This is a genomic window from Puniceibacterium sediminis (assembly GCF_900188035.1).
Classification (GTDB): Bacteria; Pseudomonadota; Alphaproteobacteria; order Rhodobacterales; family Rhodobacteraceae; genus Puniceibacterium; species Puniceibacterium sediminis.
This window is the reverse complement of the sequence record NZ_FZNN01000014.1, coordinates 1-18067: the sequence shown is the minus strand read 5'-3', so window position 1 is coordinate 18067 and position 18067 is coordinate 1. Positions and strand designations below refer to the sequence as shown.

The 18067-nt window shown below is 56.8% G+C and carries 14 protein-coding genes, 1 tRNA gene and 1 pseudogene; 8 read left to right on the top strand and 8 right to left on the bottom strand.

What is annotated here, in order from left to right:
• Positions 1 to 179: 179 nt before the first annotated feature.
• The 7 genes from CHB75_RS14720 (at position 180) to CHB75_RS14690 (ending at position 8300) form a co-directional block, all read left to right on the top strand.
• A complete protein-coding gene (locus CHB75_RS14720) occupies positions 180 to 1748 on the top strand; it encodes a trimethylamine methyltransferase family protein (RefSeq protein WP_089271805.1) in 1569 nt (522 codons plus the stop codon).
• 351 nt (positions 1749 to 2099) lie between these two features.
• A complete protein-coding gene (locus tag CHB75_RS14715) occupies positions 2100 to 3815 on the top strand; it encodes a DUF4153 domain-containing protein (RefSeq protein ID WP_176439150.1) in 1716 nt (571 codons plus the stop codon).
• 67 nt (positions 3816 to 3882) lie between these two features.
• On the top strand, positions 3883 to 4491 hold the full coding sequence (locus tag CHB75_RS14710) for a heme NO-binding domain-containing protein (protein ID WP_089271801.1): 609 nt from the start codon (positions 3883 to 3885) through the stop codon (positions 4489 to 4491).
• Between the two features lie 20 nt (positions 4492 to 4511).
• Entirely contained in the window at positions 4512 to 5492 is a 981-nt protein-coding gene (locus CHB75_RS14705) for a GGDEF domain-containing protein (protein WP_089272009.1), read from the top strand.
• Between the two features lie 322 nt (positions 5493 to 5814).
• Entirely contained in the window at positions 5815 to 6012 is a 198-nt protein-coding gene (locus tag CHB75_RS14700; protein ID WP_089271799.1) for a hypothetical protein, read from the top strand.
• Between the two features lie 9 nt (positions 6013 to 6021).
• Positions 6022 to 6096 (top strand) — tRNA-Gln (locus CHB75_RS14695).
• Positions 6097 to 6272: 176 nt separating this feature from the next.
• A complete protein-coding gene (locus CHB75_RS14690; protein ID WP_245840994.1) occupies positions 6273 to 8300 on the top strand; it encodes a site-specific integrase in 2028 nt (675 codons plus the stop codon).
• A gap of 292 nt (positions 8301 to 8592) precedes the next feature.
• Here CHB75_RS14690 and CHB75_RS14685 read toward each other — a convergent pair whose 3' ends face one another.
• From CHB75_RS14685 to CHB75_RS14665, 4 genes are all read right to left on the bottom strand, one after another.
• Entirely contained in the window at positions 8593 to 9747 is a 1155-nt protein-coding gene (locus tag CHB75_RS14685; protein ID WP_245840996.1) for an AAA family ATPase, read from the bottom strand.
• Positions 9642 to 10814: a hypothetical protein gene (locus CHB75_RS22120; protein WP_245840993.1), complete on the bottom strand. Its 1173-nt coding sequence runs from the start codon at positions 10812 to 10814 to the stop codon at positions 9642 to 9644. The genes CHB75_RS14685 and CHB75_RS22120 overlap by 106 nt, the downstream gene beginning before the upstream one ends.
• Before the next feature lie 68 nt (positions 10815 to 10882).
• Positions 10883 to 11707: a hypothetical protein gene (locus CHB75_RS21390; protein WP_141135120.1), complete on the bottom strand. Its 825-nt coding sequence runs from the start codon at positions 11705 to 11707 to the stop codon at positions 10883 to 10885.
• A gap of 198 nt (positions 11708 to 11905) precedes the next feature.
• On the bottom strand, positions 11906 to 12415 hold the full coding sequence (locus CHB75_RS14665; RefSeq protein ID WP_089271787.1) for a hypothetical protein: 510 nt from the start codon (positions 12413 to 12415) through the stop codon (positions 11906 to 11908).
• Between the two features lie 107 nt (positions 12416 to 12522).
• On the opposite strand from CHB75_RS14665, the gene CHB75_RS14660 reads away from it, so the two are divergent.
• Positions 12523 to 12705 (top strand): hypothetical protein, encoded by a 183-nt coding sequence (locus CHB75_RS14660; protein WP_089271785.1) that lies wholly within the window; start codon positions 12523 to 12525, stop codon positions 12703 to 12705.
• A gap of 347 nt (positions 12706 to 13052) precedes the next feature.
• On the opposite strand, the gene CHB75_RS21385 is transcribed toward CHB75_RS14660, so the two are convergent.
• From CHB75_RS21385 to istA, 4 genes and pseudogenes are all read right to left on the bottom strand, one after another.
• Positions 13053 to 14144, bottom strand: coding sequence for a hypothetical protein (locus CHB75_RS21385; protein WP_141135119.1), 1092 nt, complete (start codon positions 14142 to 14144; stop codon positions 13053 to 13055).
• Positions 14144 to 16036, bottom strand: coding sequence for an AAA family ATPase (locus CHB75_RS14655; RefSeq protein ID WP_089271783.1), 1893 nt, complete (start codon positions 16034 to 16036; stop codon positions 14144 to 14146). The genes CHB75_RS21385 and CHB75_RS14655 overlap by 1 nt, the downstream gene beginning before the upstream one ends.
• A gap of 322 nt (positions 16037 to 16358) precedes the next feature.
• Positions 16359 to 16490 (bottom strand): annotated as a pseudogene (locus tag CHB75_RS14650) (ATP-binding protein); the annotation flags it as partial.
• Positions 16460 to 17692 (bottom strand): IS21 family transposase, encoded by a 1233-nt coding sequence (gene istA / locus CHB75_RS14645; RefSeq protein ID WP_217898794.1) that lies wholly within the window; start codon positions 17690 to 17692, stop codon positions 16460 to 16462. The gene istA and the pseudogene CHB75_RS14650, both read right to left, overlap by 31 nt.
• Positions 17693 to 18067: the final 375 nt, after the last annotated feature.

Below are 18067 nucleotides of genomic sequence, written 5' to 3'. Positions count from 1 at the left end.
TGGTACGCCTCGCCCCACTTTGGGGCCCTGATTTCAGAAACATACGTCTGCTGGTCCTCTCCGGGAAGACCCCGCCTTTTGAGGGCTCGTTAGAAAAACGACGCGTTTCGTCGGTTTCGGGCAGGCAGGCTCACTGTCTGGCGTGTCTGCTGAACACAGGCGGACCGGAGGCCAGAGATATGGATGCTGCAGGCACCAAGGACATACGGCGCAAGCGCAGCGGCGGACGGGCAGGCAATGCCGGACGGCGCGGCACGGCGATCATCGATCAGATGCCCTGGCGGATTCCCGTCAACAACGATGCGCCGACGGAACCCCTGCGTCCCGAAGGCGTGTTGCGAATCCACGACACGGCGATGCGCATTCTCGAAGAGATCGGGATCGAATTCCTGAACGAGGAGGCGGTTGCCATCCTCAAATCTGCTGGTTGCACCGTGAACGGCACCAATGTGCGCATGGGCCGCGATTTCGTGATGGAAATGGTGTCGCGCGCGCCATCGCAGTTCACGATCACCCCGCGCAATCCGGACCGGACCATTCCGATTGGCGGAAAACACATTCTTTTCGGCAACGTTTCTTCCCCGCCGAACTACTGGGACATGGAGATCGGGCGCAAGGTGCCTGGAACCCGGGAAATGTGTCAGAACCTGTTGAAGCTGACCCAGTATTTCAACTGCATCCACTTCGCGGGCGGTTATCCGGTGGAGCCTTGCGATATCCACGCCTCTGTGCGGCACCTTGATGTGCTGTTCGACAAGCTGACCCTCACGGACAAGGCGACCCATGCCTATAGCCTGGGGAAAGAGCGGGTCGAGGATGTGATGGAGATGGTGCGTATCGCCGGCGGCCTCACACACGAAGAATTCGAAGCCACGCCGCGGATGTACACGAACATAAACTCAACCTCGCCGCTCAAGCATGACCAGCCGATGATGGACGGCTGGATGCGGTTGGCGCGACGGGGGCAGGGGTTGATCGTTACACCCTTCACGCTGGCCGGGGCGATGGCGCCGGTGACTATGGCGGGCGCTGTGGCCCAGTCAATTGCCGAGGCGTTATGCGCGGTGGCGCTGGCCCAGTGGATCCGCCCCGGCGTGGCCTGCGCCATTGGCACCTTCACGTCGAATGTTGATATGAAGTCAGGCGCGCCGGCCTTTGGAACGCCGGAATACATGCGGGCCACGCAGATGACCGGTCAGCTGGCGCGATTCTACGGCCTGCCGATGCGGTCTTCAGGCGTCTGCGCCGCCAACGTGCCGGACGGGCAGGCGATGTGGGAAACTGAACACAGTCTTTGGGCCGCAATGCAGTCAGGCACGAACATGGTCTATCACGCGGCTGGCTGGCTTGAGGGCGGGCTGATTGCCAGCCCGGAAAAATTCATCATGGATTGCGAGGTGATCCAGCAGCTTCAGCGATACATGGAACCAGAGATCTGCGATACCAGCGACGATGCACTGGCCTTTGATGCGATCAAGGAGGTCGGCCCCTCGGGGCACTTCTTTGGCATCCAACATACGCAGGACCGGTACACCACTTCATTCTACCAGCCGTTCCTGTCGGACTGGAAGAATTTCGAGGCCTGGGAGGCGGCTGGCGCAGTCTGGACGCCCGAACGGGCGCATCATCTGTTCAAGCTGATCGTGAACGACTTTGAGCCCCCGGCCATGAACGCGGGCATCCGCGATGAACTGGCGGATTTCGTCGCCCGACGTAAATCCGAAGGCGGCGCGCCGACGGACTTCTGAGGATTGTTTCGGGGGCTTTGCATTCCAGAGCGATTTTCGGATCTCATCCGGGATTTCTGACTGCGGTTCGTTCGCGGTTACATGAAATGCGGGGCAGAGCACTAGCAGGCTCGGTCCCGTCGCCCATAAATGCATCGCGACATTGGCGATGACGCGCCGGCCCGGGGGCAGGCCTCGGGCGTTGGCGTTGCGCGTCTTGATCCCGCGCCTGCTACGCCTGCCATGTTGTTTGATGCATCCTGCGGGCTGGCCCCCAGATCCTCTTCCTGTCAGGCGCTCCACTGCCGGGAAGGCTTGCTCCGACCGCCACGGCCATGCAACGTGGCCATGGTTTTGCAAGGAGAACGGCAGATGGATATGAATTCCGCGGTACGACTGCGTCCTCAGGTGACTCTTCTGGGTGCGCTTGCGGGTGTGGCTGCCTGGCTGTTCTGGGACGTGCTCTATGTTGAGATGATCGGCGATCTGCGCCTGTTCATGGCGTTTGGGGCGGCAACTTTCGGTACCTTCTTCATGCTGCTGGCATTGGTCGGTCCGGCCCGTTTCTGGCCGAGCCTGCCGTGGTCCGTGGGGGTGTCGGGCATTGGTGCCGGACTGCTTTACTGGGCGTCGTACCGCTATGCCGTAGTCGAAACCTTCCTCAATGCAGGTTATCCGCTGGTCTCTTTCTGGCTTTTACTGGTCATCGCGACCCCGTTTGTGGCGGCAAGGCTGCGTGCGCCCGATGGCTGGACGTCTTATCCCGCGCTTTTCGACCTCAGCTGGCGAATCTTCGTGCGCTACCTTTCGGCCCTGCTGTTCACCGCGCTGTTCTGGGGTCTGCTGGCGCTGTCGAACGCGCTGCTGAACCTTGTCGGGCTGGATCTGATGTCTTGGATTCAGCGGGCCGAGCCGCTGTCCTGGGTGCTGACGGGGGCGGTGTTCGGGCTGGCGCTGGCGGTCGTGCATGAGCTGCGGGACTATCTGTCGCCATACCTCTTGTTGCAGCTGCTGCGTTTGCTGATGCCGGTGGTGCTCCTCGTGGTGGTTGTGTTCCTTCTGGCGCTGCCGTTTCAGGGGCTGTCGCACCTTGTGGGGAACCTGTCGGCAGCGGGGACCCTGATGACTGCGGCGCTCGCGGCCATCATGCTGATCTCTGTCTCAGTGGACCGCGACAGCATGGACGAGGTGCATCTGCCCTCCATGCGGTTCATGGTACAGCTGCTGTCGCTGTTGGTGCCGGTTCTGGCTGTGCTGGCAGTCTATGCGCTGTGGCTGCGGGTGCAGGACTATGGTTGGACGCCCCAACGGCTGATGGCGGCGACGGTGGCGGGCGTGGTGCTGCTTTATGGGGTGGCCTACGGCGGCGCGGTGGCATTCCGGCGCAATTGGGCCGGACGGATCCGTACCGCGAACGTCAGGCTGGCGCTAATGACCCTGTGCATTACCGTGATCTGGCTGAGCCCTGCACTGGTGCCGGAACGGATTTCCGCGAACAATCAGCTGGCACGATACCGGGCGGGCATCTTGTTGGCAAAAGATCTGCCGCTGCAAGAAATGGCCCGACAATGGGGCGTTGCGGGGACCAACGCCCTAGGCCAGATTCGCGAAGACAAGACACTTGCCGAGCGGATTACCGCGCTGGAGGCCGAGGTCCCGCTGACTGCGGCTGATCTGCGCGCCACCGTTGCGCTGCAGATGCCCGTTCTTGGGGCTAACGCGCTGAGCGTATCGCAGCTGACCGATATCGGCGAAGACACTCTGGCCCAGTGGCACCAGTCTTGTGACAGACCAGTCACCGGCGGGCCGGGCTGCGCGCTGGTGTTTGGTGATTATCTGCCCGGACAGAACGGCCATACAGCCCTTCTACTGCTCAACACCGGAGCGGGTGTCGTGACGGTGAGTGGACTGCGACTGGTAGAGGGGAAGCTGCAGTTCTGGGGTTATGCGATGGATCTGATGCAGGGCGCGGCCTATGATCTGCCGCTTTCATTCCTTGAATCGGTTCATGCCGGAACCGCGCGCATCGCACCTCCTGAAATCAATGCACTCATCGTCGGTGAGCACGCTGTATTTCCGCACAATTGAGGATGTTTCCCGTTTCTTAAACCCCGGATGTCAGCGTGTAGCTCAAGAACAAGAGTGGCAAGAACTGATGCACGGGCTGATTAACAACACACTGCAATGCTTTCTTCAGGACACCTATGGTCTTGCGACCTGGGCTGAAATTGCACGTCTCGCGGACATCGACCCGCCCGAGTTCGAGGCGATGCTACATTACGACTCAGCCCTGACTGATAAACTTCTGGACGTTGCGGCCGCGCATCTCTGCAAGCCGCGGGACGCAATCCTCGAAGATGCGGGCACCTATCTGGTCTCGCATCCGAACACGGAATCCCTACGGCGTCTGCTGCGCTTTGGTGGCGTCACCTTCACGGAATTCCTACACTCTCTGGATGATCTGCCAGATCGCGCACGGCTGGCCGTTTCAGACCTGGATCTGCCAGGGTTGGAACTGACCGAATGCGCGCCATCGCAATACGTGTTGATATGCTCGGGTCCTGTCCCAGGTTTCGGGCTGGTGCTGGTCGGCGTTCTGCGTGCTATGGCGGACGATTACGGTGCCCTTGTCATTCTGGATCACGAGGGTTGGAGCGAAGGCCGCGAGCGCATTGCCATCACCCTGATCGAGACGAGTTATGCAGAAGGCCGCCAGTTCGACTTGGGTGGCGCCCCACTGGACAGACGGCGGTCCGCGTCTTGACCATTCCGCTGAAAATTCTGATGACCCTGTGTCCTATGCATGTGCACCTGTTGCCGACAGGTCATATCGCACAAGCCGGGCCAACTTTGCAAAAGCTCCGCCCGGGAATCGCGATGGTCGGCAGCCGTTTTCTCGACCTGTTCGAGGTGTACCGCCCCCGTCTGCTCGTCACCATGGCTGACCTGCTTGCCCATGAGGGGGCCAAGCTGCATCTGCGGTTCCGTGACGCGCCACGCACCTCTCTCAAAGGTGTGCTTGTACCAGACGGACAAGGTGGAGCGGTGATTGACTTGTCCTTCGGGATTTCCGTGGTGGATGCGGTGCGCGACTATGATCTCACCGGTTCGGATTTCGCGCCCACCGATCTCACCATCGAGATGCTTTATCTGGTCGAGGCGAAGTCCGCCGCGATGGAAGCGTCACGTACCTTAAATAAGCGCCTCCAGGGGGCTCGTGTCGCTGCCGAGGAACAGGCTTTCACCGACACACTTACCGGGCTTAAGAACCGGCGCGCGACGGATCACATCTTGGGAAGGCTGGTCCGGACGGGCCGGGACTTTGCGCTGATGCACCTGGATCTCGACTTCTTCAAAGAGGTGAACGATTCCTTCGGGCATGCGGCGGGCGACTATGTCCTTCAACAAGTCGCCCGCATTCTTGTTGGTGAAACACGCAAGGATGACACCGCAGCGCGGGTCGGAGGAGACGAATTCGTCGTGATTTTTGTCGGTGTATCTGACCGGCACCGGCTCTCGGATATCGCCGATCGGATCATTGCCCGGCTGGAGCGTCCAATCGCCTATGACGGGCAAAAATGCCGAATTTCCGGCAGCATCGGCATCACCTTCTCCAGCGGCCGCGCCGATGTTGATCCCGCCGACGTGATGCAAGAGGCGGACTTGGCACTATATGCCTCAAAACGTGGTGGGCGGGCGCAGCACAGGTTCTATGACCCTACTATGACGCAGAATGCGGAAAACGACGCGCCTTTCGGGGTTTAAAAGGGCTTCGTCGTGGCTAAACAGTTTTGGCCCGGTCTCCTTGCATACAGTCTGGATTGGCCTGTCTACGGCATGAGAGCATCGCTTTGGCCGCATGCGGAAAGAGGTACTGCGGGGGCGCAGTTATGGTGTGGAGGCCCTGGTCCGACCCACTGTTGGCCAGTGATGCCATTACCCAGCAAAAGGTGATTCGATTCTCATTCTTAGACACCAGCCTCATCGACGCGACGGATGTTCACGGGTGGCGACGATATCCTCTATTATTTCGGATTGCAGCAGTGGCACCTACGCTCAGGTCTTTGGTTCTAAGACAGGGCCGAGAATGTCGGTGACGATCCTGTTTTTGAGCGGCCAGACCTTCGTTCCTAGGGGTACAGTGGAAGCCGTGAGGCTCGCCCGTTCGATCAAGCGTGCAACGAACCCGAAAGGGAAGGATCCGACGCAGAGGGCAGCGTTTGAAGAATTGGATGAATTTTTGAACATGCAGGGCTTGATCACCCGGAATTGTCAGCGTAAGTAGCCCGACAGTTGGGGTGTAGCCAAGCGGTAAGGCATCGGTTTTTGGTACCGTGTATCGTAGGTTCGAATCCTACCACCCCAGCCAACTTTTCCACCTCATCCAATGAAATCAGGCACTTCGTGCTTGATGGCGTGCCGGATGTGTCACAGTCCGCGAAAACTGTGACACGGGGTGTGACACACGCCCCGCGCCGGGCAGGCTACGCCCCCCGTCGAAAAACTCCCTATTCAGCCGGTCCCTACCTCATGCGTCGGGGCCGGATGTTCTATTTCCGCAAGCGATTGCCTGCGACCGGATCAAACCACGGATCCAAACTGTTTCTCTGTCTTTCACTCCGCACCGACCTCCCGTTCGACGCCGTGAAGCGCACTGCCGCGCTGCTCACGGTCTACGAGCGAGAGGAAAAGAACATCGTGGACGCATTGAACGCAGGCACCCTGTGCCAAGAGCAGGCCAAAGCCCTGCTGACTGAAATGTTGCGCGCCGAGCTGGCGCGGATCCTGGCGGAGCAATCCACTCCTGCCTGGGGCGACGACGCTCAAGTCGAACCTCGGATCGCAGCACTGGAAGCCGAAAACAAGACGCTGCGCCGCGCGTCCCGTCGTCAGGACTGGTCCAGCGTGCAGGGTCTCCTTGCGCAGGCCAGTGCGGTTGTGGGGCTGCATCTCTCAGAGCCTCTGTCTCCGGAACTGGGCCGTCAGGCGACTTCCTTGAAAAAACGCCTCAATGACGTCGAGATGGATGTTCTGGACGGGGACGATGTCCGGAGTGCGAGCCGCACGCTTTGCGCTGAGGAAGGAATCGAAGATTTTGACGTCTTTGTCCGCGAGCCCGTACTCTTGTCGCGTGTCTGGGATCAGACGCTGAAAAACCACCCGGCGGATTCCATGAAGGGCAATATCGCTGCGATCGCGAAGCTCGCCCTCGAATACTTTGGTGACATTCCGGCGACCGCATTGACGAAAGAAAGACAAAAAGAGTTCTTTGCTTGGATGTCGCGTTTACCCAAGGGTACCGGTAAGGCCCACGGTAAAAACAGGTACCGTTCCGTGGGTCGCAAAATTTCCAAAGAGTTCGAGATTTCGGAGGCGGATGCGAGGGATCTTGTCATTATGGATGAGATCCGTAAGCGGGATGATCTATCGCTGGCCGAGAAGCGAGCGCGCCTCGAAGAGTGTTTGGTTCCGCGCCTGACGATGACAACGATCAAGCGGAACCGCGACGGGCTGAACCGCATGATGAAGGCGGCAGCCGATCTTGGAGCCCCGGTCATTCCTGTGCTTTCCTACCGGGAGCTTGAACGCCATGTCCAGGCTCAAGCTCCCGAAGATGAGCTTTATGTGCGTGTGACAAAACCGAAAACGCGGATGCCTTGGTCAGAAGAGCGTCTGGCGAAATTTCTGACCAGCCCGGTCTACACAGGTAGTGCGTCCGAGCATCGCCGCTGGCAGCGCGGCAACGTCATTGTGCGCGATGCAACTTACTGGGTGCCGCTGATCGTGCTTACAATGGGATCAAGGATCGAAGAAATTCTGCTGCTCAAGCGCCGGGATGTCCTTTTGAGAAACAGCGTGCTTTCCTTCTCCATCAACTCGGGTTGCGCTCAGACGGGAAAGACCGAAGACAGCAAGCGGATCGTGCCCGTTCCACAGATCCTGCTCGATCTGGGGTTCCGGGAGTGGTGGCAACACCTGACTGAGGCGCACGGAATACTCTTGTTTCCGGAAGCGGCTCGTCGATCCACAACTGGTGATGTCACCAGTGCATTCGGAAAGCACTTCAGCAGGATACTGGTTCATCTTGGTCTGGGCGATTTTGATGAAGATTTTTACGCAATGCGCAAGACACTAAGTTCCATGTTGCATTCCGCCAAAGTGAGTGACGGCCAGCGACAAGCTATTGCCGGACACCGGCATGGATCGATCCTGAATGTCCACTATACAGCCCATCACAGCAAGGATCTCAAAGTCGCAATAGATCGAGCGGATTTTCAGCTTACGATTGGGCACAGTTCACGCCATGGCTTTCCTGTCATTCGCAAGTGCAGTCTTGGTGGCTTGAGAAGCTTTGCGGTAGAAGTCACACTCAACGACGCCTCCGAGGCACAGGAAATCATTGTGACGGATGACATCAGCACCCAACCTGTATTCGAGTTTCAACGCGCGGCGACCGCGACCGCGGCAGATATTCGAAAGGCTGCGTCGGGTTTGGCCAAAGTTGTGTCAGAAAGTAATCTGGTTCTACCAAAGAGTGCCGCCTTCGAGCATTTTCACGCGATGGGCTCGTGAAAAATCGGCTCCGGCGGTAGGGAACGGAGCTAAATTGACAAGCTTATTGCAACTACCTGAAAGATAACGTTTATTCATTCCGAGGACGTCGTCCGAGTTAAGTTAAGTGCAACTTCCTGTGCAATTATTGTACAATTTTCTCTATCTGCTTCCGGCCTGTTGGTCGAGGGACAGCTCGATGTAATTCGCTGGTGGTGTGTCACCGTCGCTCATCGAAGGTCTTAACTGATCCGGTGATTATCTCGCCTTGGCCGAGACCACCTGACCCCCGGGGTCGCCCGCCGTTGGTCGCCTACGCATCTGAAATACATGATCTCGTTTCTTCAGGTTTTGCGGTGCCAACTTCCTCGACGTCCAAGTCTTGTGCCCGAAGTGCCATGCCAAGTTCGACATGGGTCAACTCAGCGCGCTCCAGGAGCAACCCTCCGATTGTTATGATCGCGTGCTGGTGCCGCAAGACCGCTTCTTCTGCCCGTGTTGCCTGGGAGGCAAGCATCGCGTCGACAGCATCTGCAAGCGGTGTCCCCGGTAGAAAATGTGAGAGCGCATTCTTCGGAAGCGCCATCAAGCTGCTACCCTCCAGCCCCCAGACATGGCGTGTATGGAAGGCCATCTCCGTCGCCTGAACAAGATCATCCGCCGCACCGCTCGAAGCGCTTCCGAGGATGACTTTCTCGGCTGCCCGGCCCGCGAGCAGCCCCGCGATATGATCTCGGGCGGTGTCCAATGTTTCCACACGAGCGCGACGATGGTGAACTTCGCCGCCATCCGGCGTCAAACGGACGAGCGAGGGAAGCTGACCGGTCAAAGTCCACGTTACGACGACATGGCCCGCTTCGTGGACGGCGATGCGCCAGGCCTCGTCATCAGACCGGTCCGCCGCAACGCGATCGATGGCAGCTGTCAAATGCACGTTGCTCACGGGTGTATCTTGCCGTCTCGCCTGTGCCTTGGCTTCCCGGATCGCGGCTGCCACTGCAGCGCCCGAGCACCCGACCAGTCGCCGGGCAGCGGTGTCGATGTCGAGGCCCGCGTCGGCATTCAGGGATCCAGACAGAATCCGCTCGATCCCGGAACGATCCGGTGGACCGATTTCATGGCGCAGATCGAACCGCCCGGGACGCAGGATGGCCGGATCGATCAGGCCAAGGTGATTGGCTGCGCCGACCACGATCACGCCTGCCGTCTCGTTCAATCGGGTAAGTTGCTCCAGCAGCCCGTTCACGATGCCGATGTTGTAGTCGCTGTGCCGTGATGAGCGGTTCCGGATCATGAAGGAATCCATTTCGTCGAGAAAAAACACGCACGGGGCGCGTGCGACCGCTTCCTCGACCTTTTCATTCATTGCACGCAAATAGTCGCCTTGATGTCCGTGGCGCTGGCAATCCGCATAGCTCGTGGCAACGAGCGGAATTCCGGCCGATCCGGCGATCCCGGAAGCGAGCATGGTCTTGCCGTTGCCCGGGCACCATGCAGCATGATCGAGGCTGAGACCTCGGACCAGTCCAGCGTTCCGGAATTCCATGCGGCGAGGTCATCGAGGATGCGGGACAGGTCGTCCCGCACCGCAGCAGGCAAGGCGATGTCGTCCAGCGTCGTGCCGGATCGCGTTCCGGAACGTTCCGAGATGGCGGCAAGCCGGTCCGCGACACGCAGCGTGCTTGTCGCGGCGAAGGCATGTGCCAGAAGCGACGGGTGCAGCGACGCAAGCACACAATCCACCGGAAGCCGACCGAGGATGGCATCTTCTGCGATCTGGCCAGTGACAGAGTGCGTCACGCGCAGCATTTCGACCACCATCTGGCGGGTGAGCGGCGGTAGGGGCATTGTCATATCGCACAGCACCTGACCGACATCGGGCATGTCGTGGCGGTGCGAGGCGAGCGCCAGCACCGGTGCGCCCTTCGCGATTGCGGCTTCGACGTTCTCGGCAAACCGGGCTGCGTTCCGGGCCTCGTCAGATTTGGATCCGGATCCATCGCTGCCGTAGACCGGTGTCTCAGGACGCGTCCAGTCCATACCGCGCGCACGGAAGACTGTCGCAAGTGCTGGCAAAAGATCCGTCATCGCGCGCCAGACGAGTTCCCGCTCGTGGCTAGAGGGAATGATAACTGTGGTGACAGTCCCGGGGGTTACGATCCGTGCCAATTCCTCCGAAGTTGTCACGAGTGCTAGGATGCGTAGGGCGGCTTGCATGTCGCGCAAAGGAGGTCGTGACATGCGCCGATGAGGACGGCCATGCAGGTCTTCGGCCCAGGGATCGACCCCGCGGGTGATATGAAACGCGATGTCCTCTGCACCGAGAGAGCTCGCGAGAGGCATTCCGCGATAGTCGGCTGCAAGGCGGTCGCCGAGAGGCAGGCTTTCCGGATCCGGCGGCAAAGCGATATCGCGCTTGTGATGCGACTGGCCAAGGACCCGCAGGATATCAGCGCGAGCGAGCTCTTCGAGGACTGCCCGGGCAAAATAGAGAGACGAAGATGAGAGAGAAGGTGTCGGGGAAAGACGCAACATGGTGGCCTCCGAAAACAGGAAAAGGGGACCGGACAGCGCTGCGCTGTCCGGGAAATGGCTCAAAGAGATCAGAGAGATATCGGGGGGAGACCTCTTTCGATGCGATCGAGAAGTCCGTGCAGGATCGGTGCCGAAAGCAGGCGGTAGATTTCGGTGCGCGTGTTGATCGCGGCGCCGTAGTCGCTCTTGGGGACGATCAGATCAGGATGATATCGACGCATCCAGGCATGCGTGGATTTTTCCGCGCAAACCGCCTGATGACCCGTCAGGATCGGAATAGTTCGAAGAATCCGCGTGGGGGTGCCGTGGGCAATCCCCAGCTGGTGGCGCAGTCTTTTCCGCGGATTGCTGCTGTACCCAAGTTTCAGAACAGATCCGGAAGGCAGGTCAATCCGGAACAGGTAGATGGATGACGGCTTGGACGTCCAGGATTCGCCGCAGCGGGCGCAGTCCACATCGCCGGATGTCATGTTGCCAACGGAGACGTTCTGCTTGTGCCCGCAGTGATGACGATAGCTGCGATAGCCTGTCCGCCCAGAGGCTGCGGGACCGTTCAGAGACCAGCCATGCCGCGATGCGGCCTCGTCATAGGCGGCTTCTCGGCAGGCCTCGCATCCGGCACGATGACCGCCGTCTGCAGCTTTCTCGACCCGCAGGTACTGGCGGCGAACGATGTGACCACACTCGAGTACGAAGACGCCATAGTGTCGGTGATCCGGGTCGGAGCCCAGAAGCGTCGCCCCGATTTGGGATGCGGCCGCCTCCCGCCGCCGGCGGATGCAGTGATGGCATTCCGGAGTGTGGTCCACGACCACGTTGCGGGGCTTGATCGAGATCTGCCGGCAGGTGCGGCATCGCAGGAGGAAGCTGTAGCGATCCCGGACACGTGCCACGAGGTCGAAGCCAGCACCGGACGCAGCCTCGCGCCAGGAAGCATGAAGGGTTCCGGGAAAAAGGGAGACGGCGGCGCCGTCAGCGACAAATGTTAGATGAGATTGAGTGGCGAATGGACATACTCCTGGAACAGGACGGGGAATGGGGCGATGACCGGGTGACCCGGGCATCGCTGTGGCAAGTTCAGGGCGCTAGGCTCAGAGATCGGGCGTGGGAGAGGGCGAGCCGGGCTCCGCATCATCCTGCAGATCGTGCGGCATCGCGCTATCCTCGATCACCGCGCGCAGAAGGCCGGCGAGGTGCGACAACTGCCGGGTCAGGACGATGTTCTCGATGTCCGGGCGAGCCACGCACCGGGCTGCAGCGGACATCAGAGCGACCGGGGCGATGCAAAGACGTTCATGGTCGAGACCGCGGTCCTGGAGCACGTCCAGCAGATGCTCGGCGGCAAGAACGTGGTCCGCAACAAGACATGGTCGCATCAGAAACCGCATGGTCGACGTCTCGCACGTCGCCCATGCATCGGCAGCCGAGTGCGCCAAGCCGGACAGAGCGATCTGAAAATATCCATTGGAGACGAGCGCTTCTGCATCAAGTGCCGCGTGAAGCTGATCGAAGATTTCGTCCAGCACCTCGGCATCCTTGGAAAAGCCGTAGTCTGTGGTTCCGGAACGCGGGGTCGGCGTGATAGACGCATGCATAGCCATGGTGATCTCCTGTTAGATCGCTTCGGTCAGTGTAGGCGCCGGAGCAGCAACTCTTGCGCCTACACGTTATATATGATATCTTGATATTAAGTAATCAAGAGGACAGCATGAAGAAAAGTCGTGGCCAACCAAAGAAAGACACGAGCCCGGTTATGCTCAGGGTGGATGCAGCCATGCTTCAGGCCATCGACGATGTCAGGCGGCTCGAAGACGACGTGCCGACCAGGCCCGAGATGATCCGCCGGATGATCGCGGATTGGCTTGAGCTGAGGCGGGACAAGAAAGGCTGAGGGTACCGGGCTGTCACAGGACAGCCCTGGCTATGGATCCGCGTACTTGCGAGATTTTGGTTTTCCGGAGTCTTCCAAAATGATTCAGGCGCGGCACAGCAAATGAAGCATGTCATCGAAGTTGCCAATCGCACATGTCGCAGCATTTTCGACCAACGATCGCACAGGAGAGCGGGCACCTACCGTTCGCTTCTGCCGCGCATGTCCGGGTTGCGCAGTAAGCGAACTTTGCAAAGTTATGCGAACGGCCCTACTTAGACGATCGCAGTTCGTCATAATGTCTGAAGACAAGCATAGCCAGAATAGGCTGGAAAACTCTGTTTTGGTTGCTAATCCATCATGCAAGCTCAGAAAAGGTCTCCAAGGCTCACGTAGACTCTGGAAGAAGCTATGCCGGTCTCAATTTCCTCTTCGAGTTTCGGACCAATGTTAGCAAATTCAATTATCTGTTGAGATTCCCAGAACATTAAACGAAGTCCAACTCCTCCTTTTGTAATATGTGTGCGATAGGCTAAGCTTTTATCAGCCGCACGTACTCTCTGTTTAGAACTTTTCTGAGATATGCGCATCTTTTGGATTGAGTTAAAAGGCAAGCCCGCGACGATACCCATGCACATTCGAGCGGCATTACCTGAGAATTTTCCATCTCCAAAGCATTGGTTTGCTTTTAAGCTATCGATAAATCCACTTCCAACTCCGAATACCTTCAGTTCCGAGAATTTAGCGTCTTTATTGGTGGTCCGAAGCAAAGCCAGTGAACCAATTGTAATTGAGAGGGCTAAATCTCCAGCATTCTGAGCCTCTACCCAAAGACGTTCAGCCATAGCTAAAGATACAATATCCCAAATTTTATGAAAGACTGGTATGTCATCGTTCAATTGCAAAGGCAAGGTTGGACTGGGTTTGTCATCACCCACTTCGCCGACACTGTTGATAGATGTGGACACAGAAAATGAAAGGATGCCTTCACATCGAAGTGAAGAGCCGTATAACCATAGTCGATCAGGAAGAGTTTTAATACAAAGCTGTGATAAAACCCTGTGGGTTTCAAACCTCATATTGAGAGGGAAGAGGTTGCTCGGGAGTTCTGGCGTAACAGTAACCTCTGAGCACTCTGCGACCAAAGTATCAAAAAACTCTGATGCGCGAGATGATGCTTCTAGAATATAAGTATATTGCCTGAATAGATCTTGCGGACTGTATACATCAGCAAGGCCTACCAGATTGATAAATTCCTCAATTGCATCGAAGTCGGGTCCAGCATTATTGTCCCACAGGATAGCCTCAACATCGTTCAGCAGCACCATTGAAACGGGGACTTCAGGATCGGCCAACTGAGCAAAATGAGTTACTCTGTCAATCAATTCATCTGCATCGGCACCCACCTCGGCATAATTAGGGACTGCGAGCAACGCCGTATCAACTAAAATATTAGGCATCAGCTATTTTTCAATTTATTCTTTCGACGTTTAGCCGTAGCCCTCAGAATACGACTCACGTCTTTCTGTGACTGCTCAAAGAAGTCTTTTGGCCACTTTAATACGCCCCCAAATTCGTTGAGATCAATTGAAGTCAAATCGGATTGGCCATTTGCTTTTTCGGAAAACAGAATATTGACTAAAGGTCTGACACTGTCAGTATCTGAGAGAGCAACTCTAAGTCGAAAACGATCAATTAAATACTCACTGTGTGTTTCCAAGATCATCTGTTTGCCATCCAGAGCTAGTGCTAAAAATAGGTCTGCCAGCCTTGCTTGGACCTTTGGGTGTAAGTGAAGTTCAGGTTGCTCAAATATTAGCAGACTACCTTTGGGTGCTAACAGAGCCATCACAACAATTGGTAGGACTTGGCTCACACCAACCCCTACGTTCGTAAGATCGTGCAGGTGGCCTTGATTGTCAGTGGAAACTTGGAGTCTATTGCCATATACTCCAGCATCGGTGGTCACCACATCGTCTGCGACGCCCAAGTATACCAGCCACTCCACGACAGCTTCATGCAATTGAGCATAGTGCTGAGTTGCCACATTGGCATAGTCGTCCTCCAAATTCTCCACTGGAGGTCTGTGATAGAAGACTAGCCGACGCCGGTTTATGTCCAAAACTGCAGCGGTGTGTTCACCACGGTACCCCACATCAGTTTCACTTTCCAACGCTTCGGGCTGATAAACTGGTCGTGGGCTATCACGCAAAGGACCTAAATATCGAACGCCTTCTTGAAAGAAGCGGCGCAGAAATTCACTCGACCTTTCAATGTCTTTCGGCTCCCTACCCACAAGAGAACGCTTACCTCCCATTTCGTTGCTAAGCGCGCGCAGTACATCATCCTTAAGCTCCAACAAGCTTGCCGTTTCCCAAGGGTCAGGAGCATCATCGCTTGATAGTACATTTCTTAGCGATGTTCTATGTACCCTTTTCCTCTCAGAATTCCTTACGGCTTTCTGCATTTGCTCTACCACATCGCCATTTGGCTCAGAACCAATTGGAAACAGTCCCTGTTCTTGACTTCCTAGATCTAGCCATTCACGAATTAGCTCTATTACCTTAGGTGGAAGGTCCTCAGGGCTTACTGCTGATGATCGACTTAATAAACTTTGCCTCGGATTAAATAGGTTTTTGACGATGTCTTTAGCCTCTTTTTCACCAGCATCGTATCTGACTCCCATAAGGCTCGGTAAAAAGCTGCTAGTGAAGGCACCGGCAATAGCTGCTTTGGGTAAGTCCTCAAAAAGAAAAGCTTCTGATTCTTTATCAAGCCTAACTGAGTACTCGAAGCCTTGATGTTCGATGTTATCCATTCCAGTCGCGTCATGCCTAATTAGTTCTACTGTAGCATCTCTTGTTACCTCATTTATGTTACTGGTAACAGACATTTTAAACTTTGGCATGATTGGATTAGATGACTTGAAAACTGGTGGGTCTTCAACTCCCTCAACATCATCAAGTAGAGAGAATTCTGCGGAAATCTTTTGAATTTCTGAATTCTCCTTCGAGAACCTGGCGGAGTTCAACGCTCTGTACCAAGTACTATGACTCTCATCAAAGTTGGAATCTTCAGACACATCAAACTCAAATTTGAAACCCACAGCTTCACCAACCGACGCGTTGTTTCTAATATCAGAGAATGCGCCCATGCGCAGAAGTGGGCCGTTTAAAGCTACCGGCCGATCCGGTGATCCGTATTGAAGTGTTTGTTTCAGAAGTAAAATGCTCTGAATAATCGTACTTTTACCGCTACTATTAGCACCAGCTAGAACATTGATGCTAGACAGCTCTAGTTTATCCAAGTCTCTATATGACTTAAAGTTCTTGAGCGACCATTTTCTTAGCATTGATTCATCCTGAGCAGCATCTGTTCCGCTAGGTCATTTAGGGGAGAGGTAGAGGCCGATGCAACAGGGCATTTGAGCTGAGGCGATGCAAGCTACCGAGAGGAATGGTGAAGTAACCGAAAGATAGAAGATGGGGGGGCGCTAAATCGACATGTAGGAGCCGTGGCGATACAAAACTTGCTTTCGGTTCCATCATGTCAATGAGCGTTCAAAACTGACCCGGTTTCAGCGTTTGATTTTGACCCGTCGTTCAGAGGGCAAAGCCCCCAGGCGGGCCGCCCTCATATAGCGAGTCCGTCTGGGGGCTTTGCTTGCGATGCGGTTATTCTTCTCTGCGGCCTTTGCTCTGAGCGAAGCGGTATGACCTGTTGCCGGTCTCGATGATGGCGCAGTGGTGCGTGACGCGATCCAAGAGCGCGGTTGTCATCTTGGCATCGCCGAAGACAGCGACCCATCGGGCAGTTGCCAGTCCACGAAGGGTGCCCCGTTGCGCAAGGCGCCGGGTTTGCGGTCCAGCAGAGGAACGTAATGCCACGGTTCAAAGTAGCTGACGTTGCGGGTGAAGCGGCGCTTGTGCTCGGCAATGACATCCTGGCCTGACACCAGCACGATCCGGCCCGCATAGGCGCGCAGGGAGACATGCTGGCCTGCAAACCGGGAAGGCACGCTGTAGCGATTGCTGGCATATTGAACCAGGCAGGTGGAGCGGACACGCACCGTCTTCTCCACGTAGCCGTCAAAAGCCCGCCCCAGGGGGCGCAGCTCGGCACGCTCATCTTCAAAAACCTCTGCAATCGTGCGGGCGGAGTATTCAGGATGGGCGCGATTTGCCAGCTCCTCGCAGGGCAGGCGCAACCAGTCGTTCAGCCCATCCAGATCATCGAAGGCTGGCATGGGAACAAACAAGCGGCCTCGTAAAAACTGGACCTGGTTCTCGACCTGTCCCTTCTCCCAACCCGACGCGGGGGTGCAGGCAACCGGTTCCATGACATAGTGGTTCATCAATGCCAGGAACCGCGGATGGAACACCCGGTCCTTCGAGCGGGAGACATAGGTCACCATCGTTTTGGGATTGTCGATAATCACCCGTCGCGGAACCCCGCCGTAGAAGGACAGCGCCCGCACAAAAGCATCCAGCACCATCTCCTGGCTCTCGCCGGGATAGGCGACGACAAAGGGCTTGCGACTGTGGCACAGGCGGAAGTGGGCAACCTTCACCTTCTGCTCGACACCGCCCAGGACAACGCGCTCTTCGCTCCAGTCAAACTGGAGGGCATCACCGGCAGCAAAATGCAGGGGGATGAACGCCTCTCCCGATCCGGCATCGGTGCGCTTGAGGTCTCGGACGAAACGCTGAACCGGCGAATAGGACCCGGTATACCCTTCCGACACAAGCTGCTCATAAAGCCTCACGGCCGTTCGCCGCTCCCGGCGCGGACGCTTTTGATCCTGCTCGAAGAGCTCCTGAAGCCGCGTGTCAAATCCATCACAAAGCTTATGACGAGCCGGTGGTGCTTGCCGCTGATAGCTTGGCGGGTTGTCGTCCTTCAGATACTTCTTGATCGTGTTGCGCGACAAACCGGTTGCCCGCGCCACAGACCGGATGCTGCGACCCTCCTGCAAAATCCAAAGTCTGATCTTCGATACACTTTCCATCAATATCACCTGCTCTTTCCTCCGCGCTATTCTGCGCGGATGCTAACGTGGCAGGTGGGTCAATTTTACTCGCTCATAACCCACCCAAGTGGGTCAACTTCGCATGCCGATTCACACATCAAAAAAAATACACTTTGGGTCCTGCAGAAAAAGTCCACTTTCCTTCGAACGTGTTGAGTTGACGTTGCCCCCAACTTTTATCCAGCGTGAGCGAGACTCCGGGTTTGAGTTGATCCGACCCCTAACGTTGGACCGCCCGAAGGCAGAGTTTCCCGGCTTCTGATCCGACCCCCAACGTTGGACCGCCCGAAGGCAGAGTTTCCCGGCTTCGATCAGGGTGACAGGCTGGTAATGTCCCCCGATTTCGTCAGCGTG

What these genes read in the sequence shown, in the direction of transcription:
- CHB75_RS14720 (WP_089271805.1), top strand. Translation starts at nt 180, where the DNA reads ATGGATGCTGCAGGCACCAAGGACATACGGCGCAAGCGCAGCGGCGGA.
- CHB75_RS14715 (WP_176439150.1), top strand. Translation starts at nt 2,100, where the DNA reads ATGGATATGAATTCCGCGGTACGACTGCGTCCTCAGGTGACTCTTCTG.
- CHB75_RS14710 (WP_089271801.1), top strand. Translation starts at nt 3,883, where the DNA reads ATGCACGGGCTGATTAACAACACACTGCAATGCTTTCTTCAGGACACC.
- CHB75_RS14705 (WP_089272009.1), top strand. Translation starts at nt 4,512, where the DNA reads ATGACCCTGTGTCCTATGCATGTGCACCTGTTGCCGACAGGTCATATC.
- CHB75_RS14700 (WP_089271799.1), top strand. Translation starts at nt 5,815, where the DNA reads ATGTCGGTGACGATCCTGTTTTTGAGCGGCCAGACCTTCGTTCCTAGG.
- CHB75_RS14690 (WP_245840994.1), top strand. Translation starts at nt 6,273, where the DNA reads ATGTTCTATTTCCGCAAGCGATTGCCTGCGACCGGATCAAACCACGGA.
- CHB75_RS14685 (WP_245840996.1), bottom strand. Translation starts at nt 9,747, where the DNA reads ATGCTCGCTTCCGGGATCGCCGGATCGGCCGGAATTCCGCTCGTTGCC.
- CHB75_RS22120 (WP_245840993.1), bottom strand. Translation starts at nt 10,814, where the DNA reads ATGTTGCGTCTTTCCCCGACACCTTCTCTCTCATCTTCGTCTCTCTAT.
- CHB75_RS14665 (WP_089271787.1), bottom strand. Translation starts at nt 12,415, where the DNA reads ATGGCTATGCATGCGTCTATCACGCCGACCCCGCGTTCCGGAACCACA.
- CHB75_RS14660 (WP_089271785.1), top strand. Translation starts at nt 12,523, where the DNA reads ATGAAGAAAAGTCGTGGCCAACCAAAGAAAGACACGAGCCCGGTTATG.
- CHB75_RS21385 (WP_141135119.1), bottom strand. Translation starts at nt 14,144, where the DNA reads ATGCCTAATATTTTAGTTGATACGGCGTTGCTCGCAGTCCCTAATTAT.
- CHB75_RS14655 (WP_089271783.1), bottom strand. Translation starts at nt 16,036, where the DNA reads ATGCTAAGAAAATGGTCGCTCAAGAACTTTAAGTCATATAGAGACTTG.
- istA (WP_217898794.1), bottom strand. Translation starts at nt 17,692, where the DNA reads ATGGAAAGTGTATCGAAGATCAGACTTTGGATTTTGCAGGAGGGTCGC.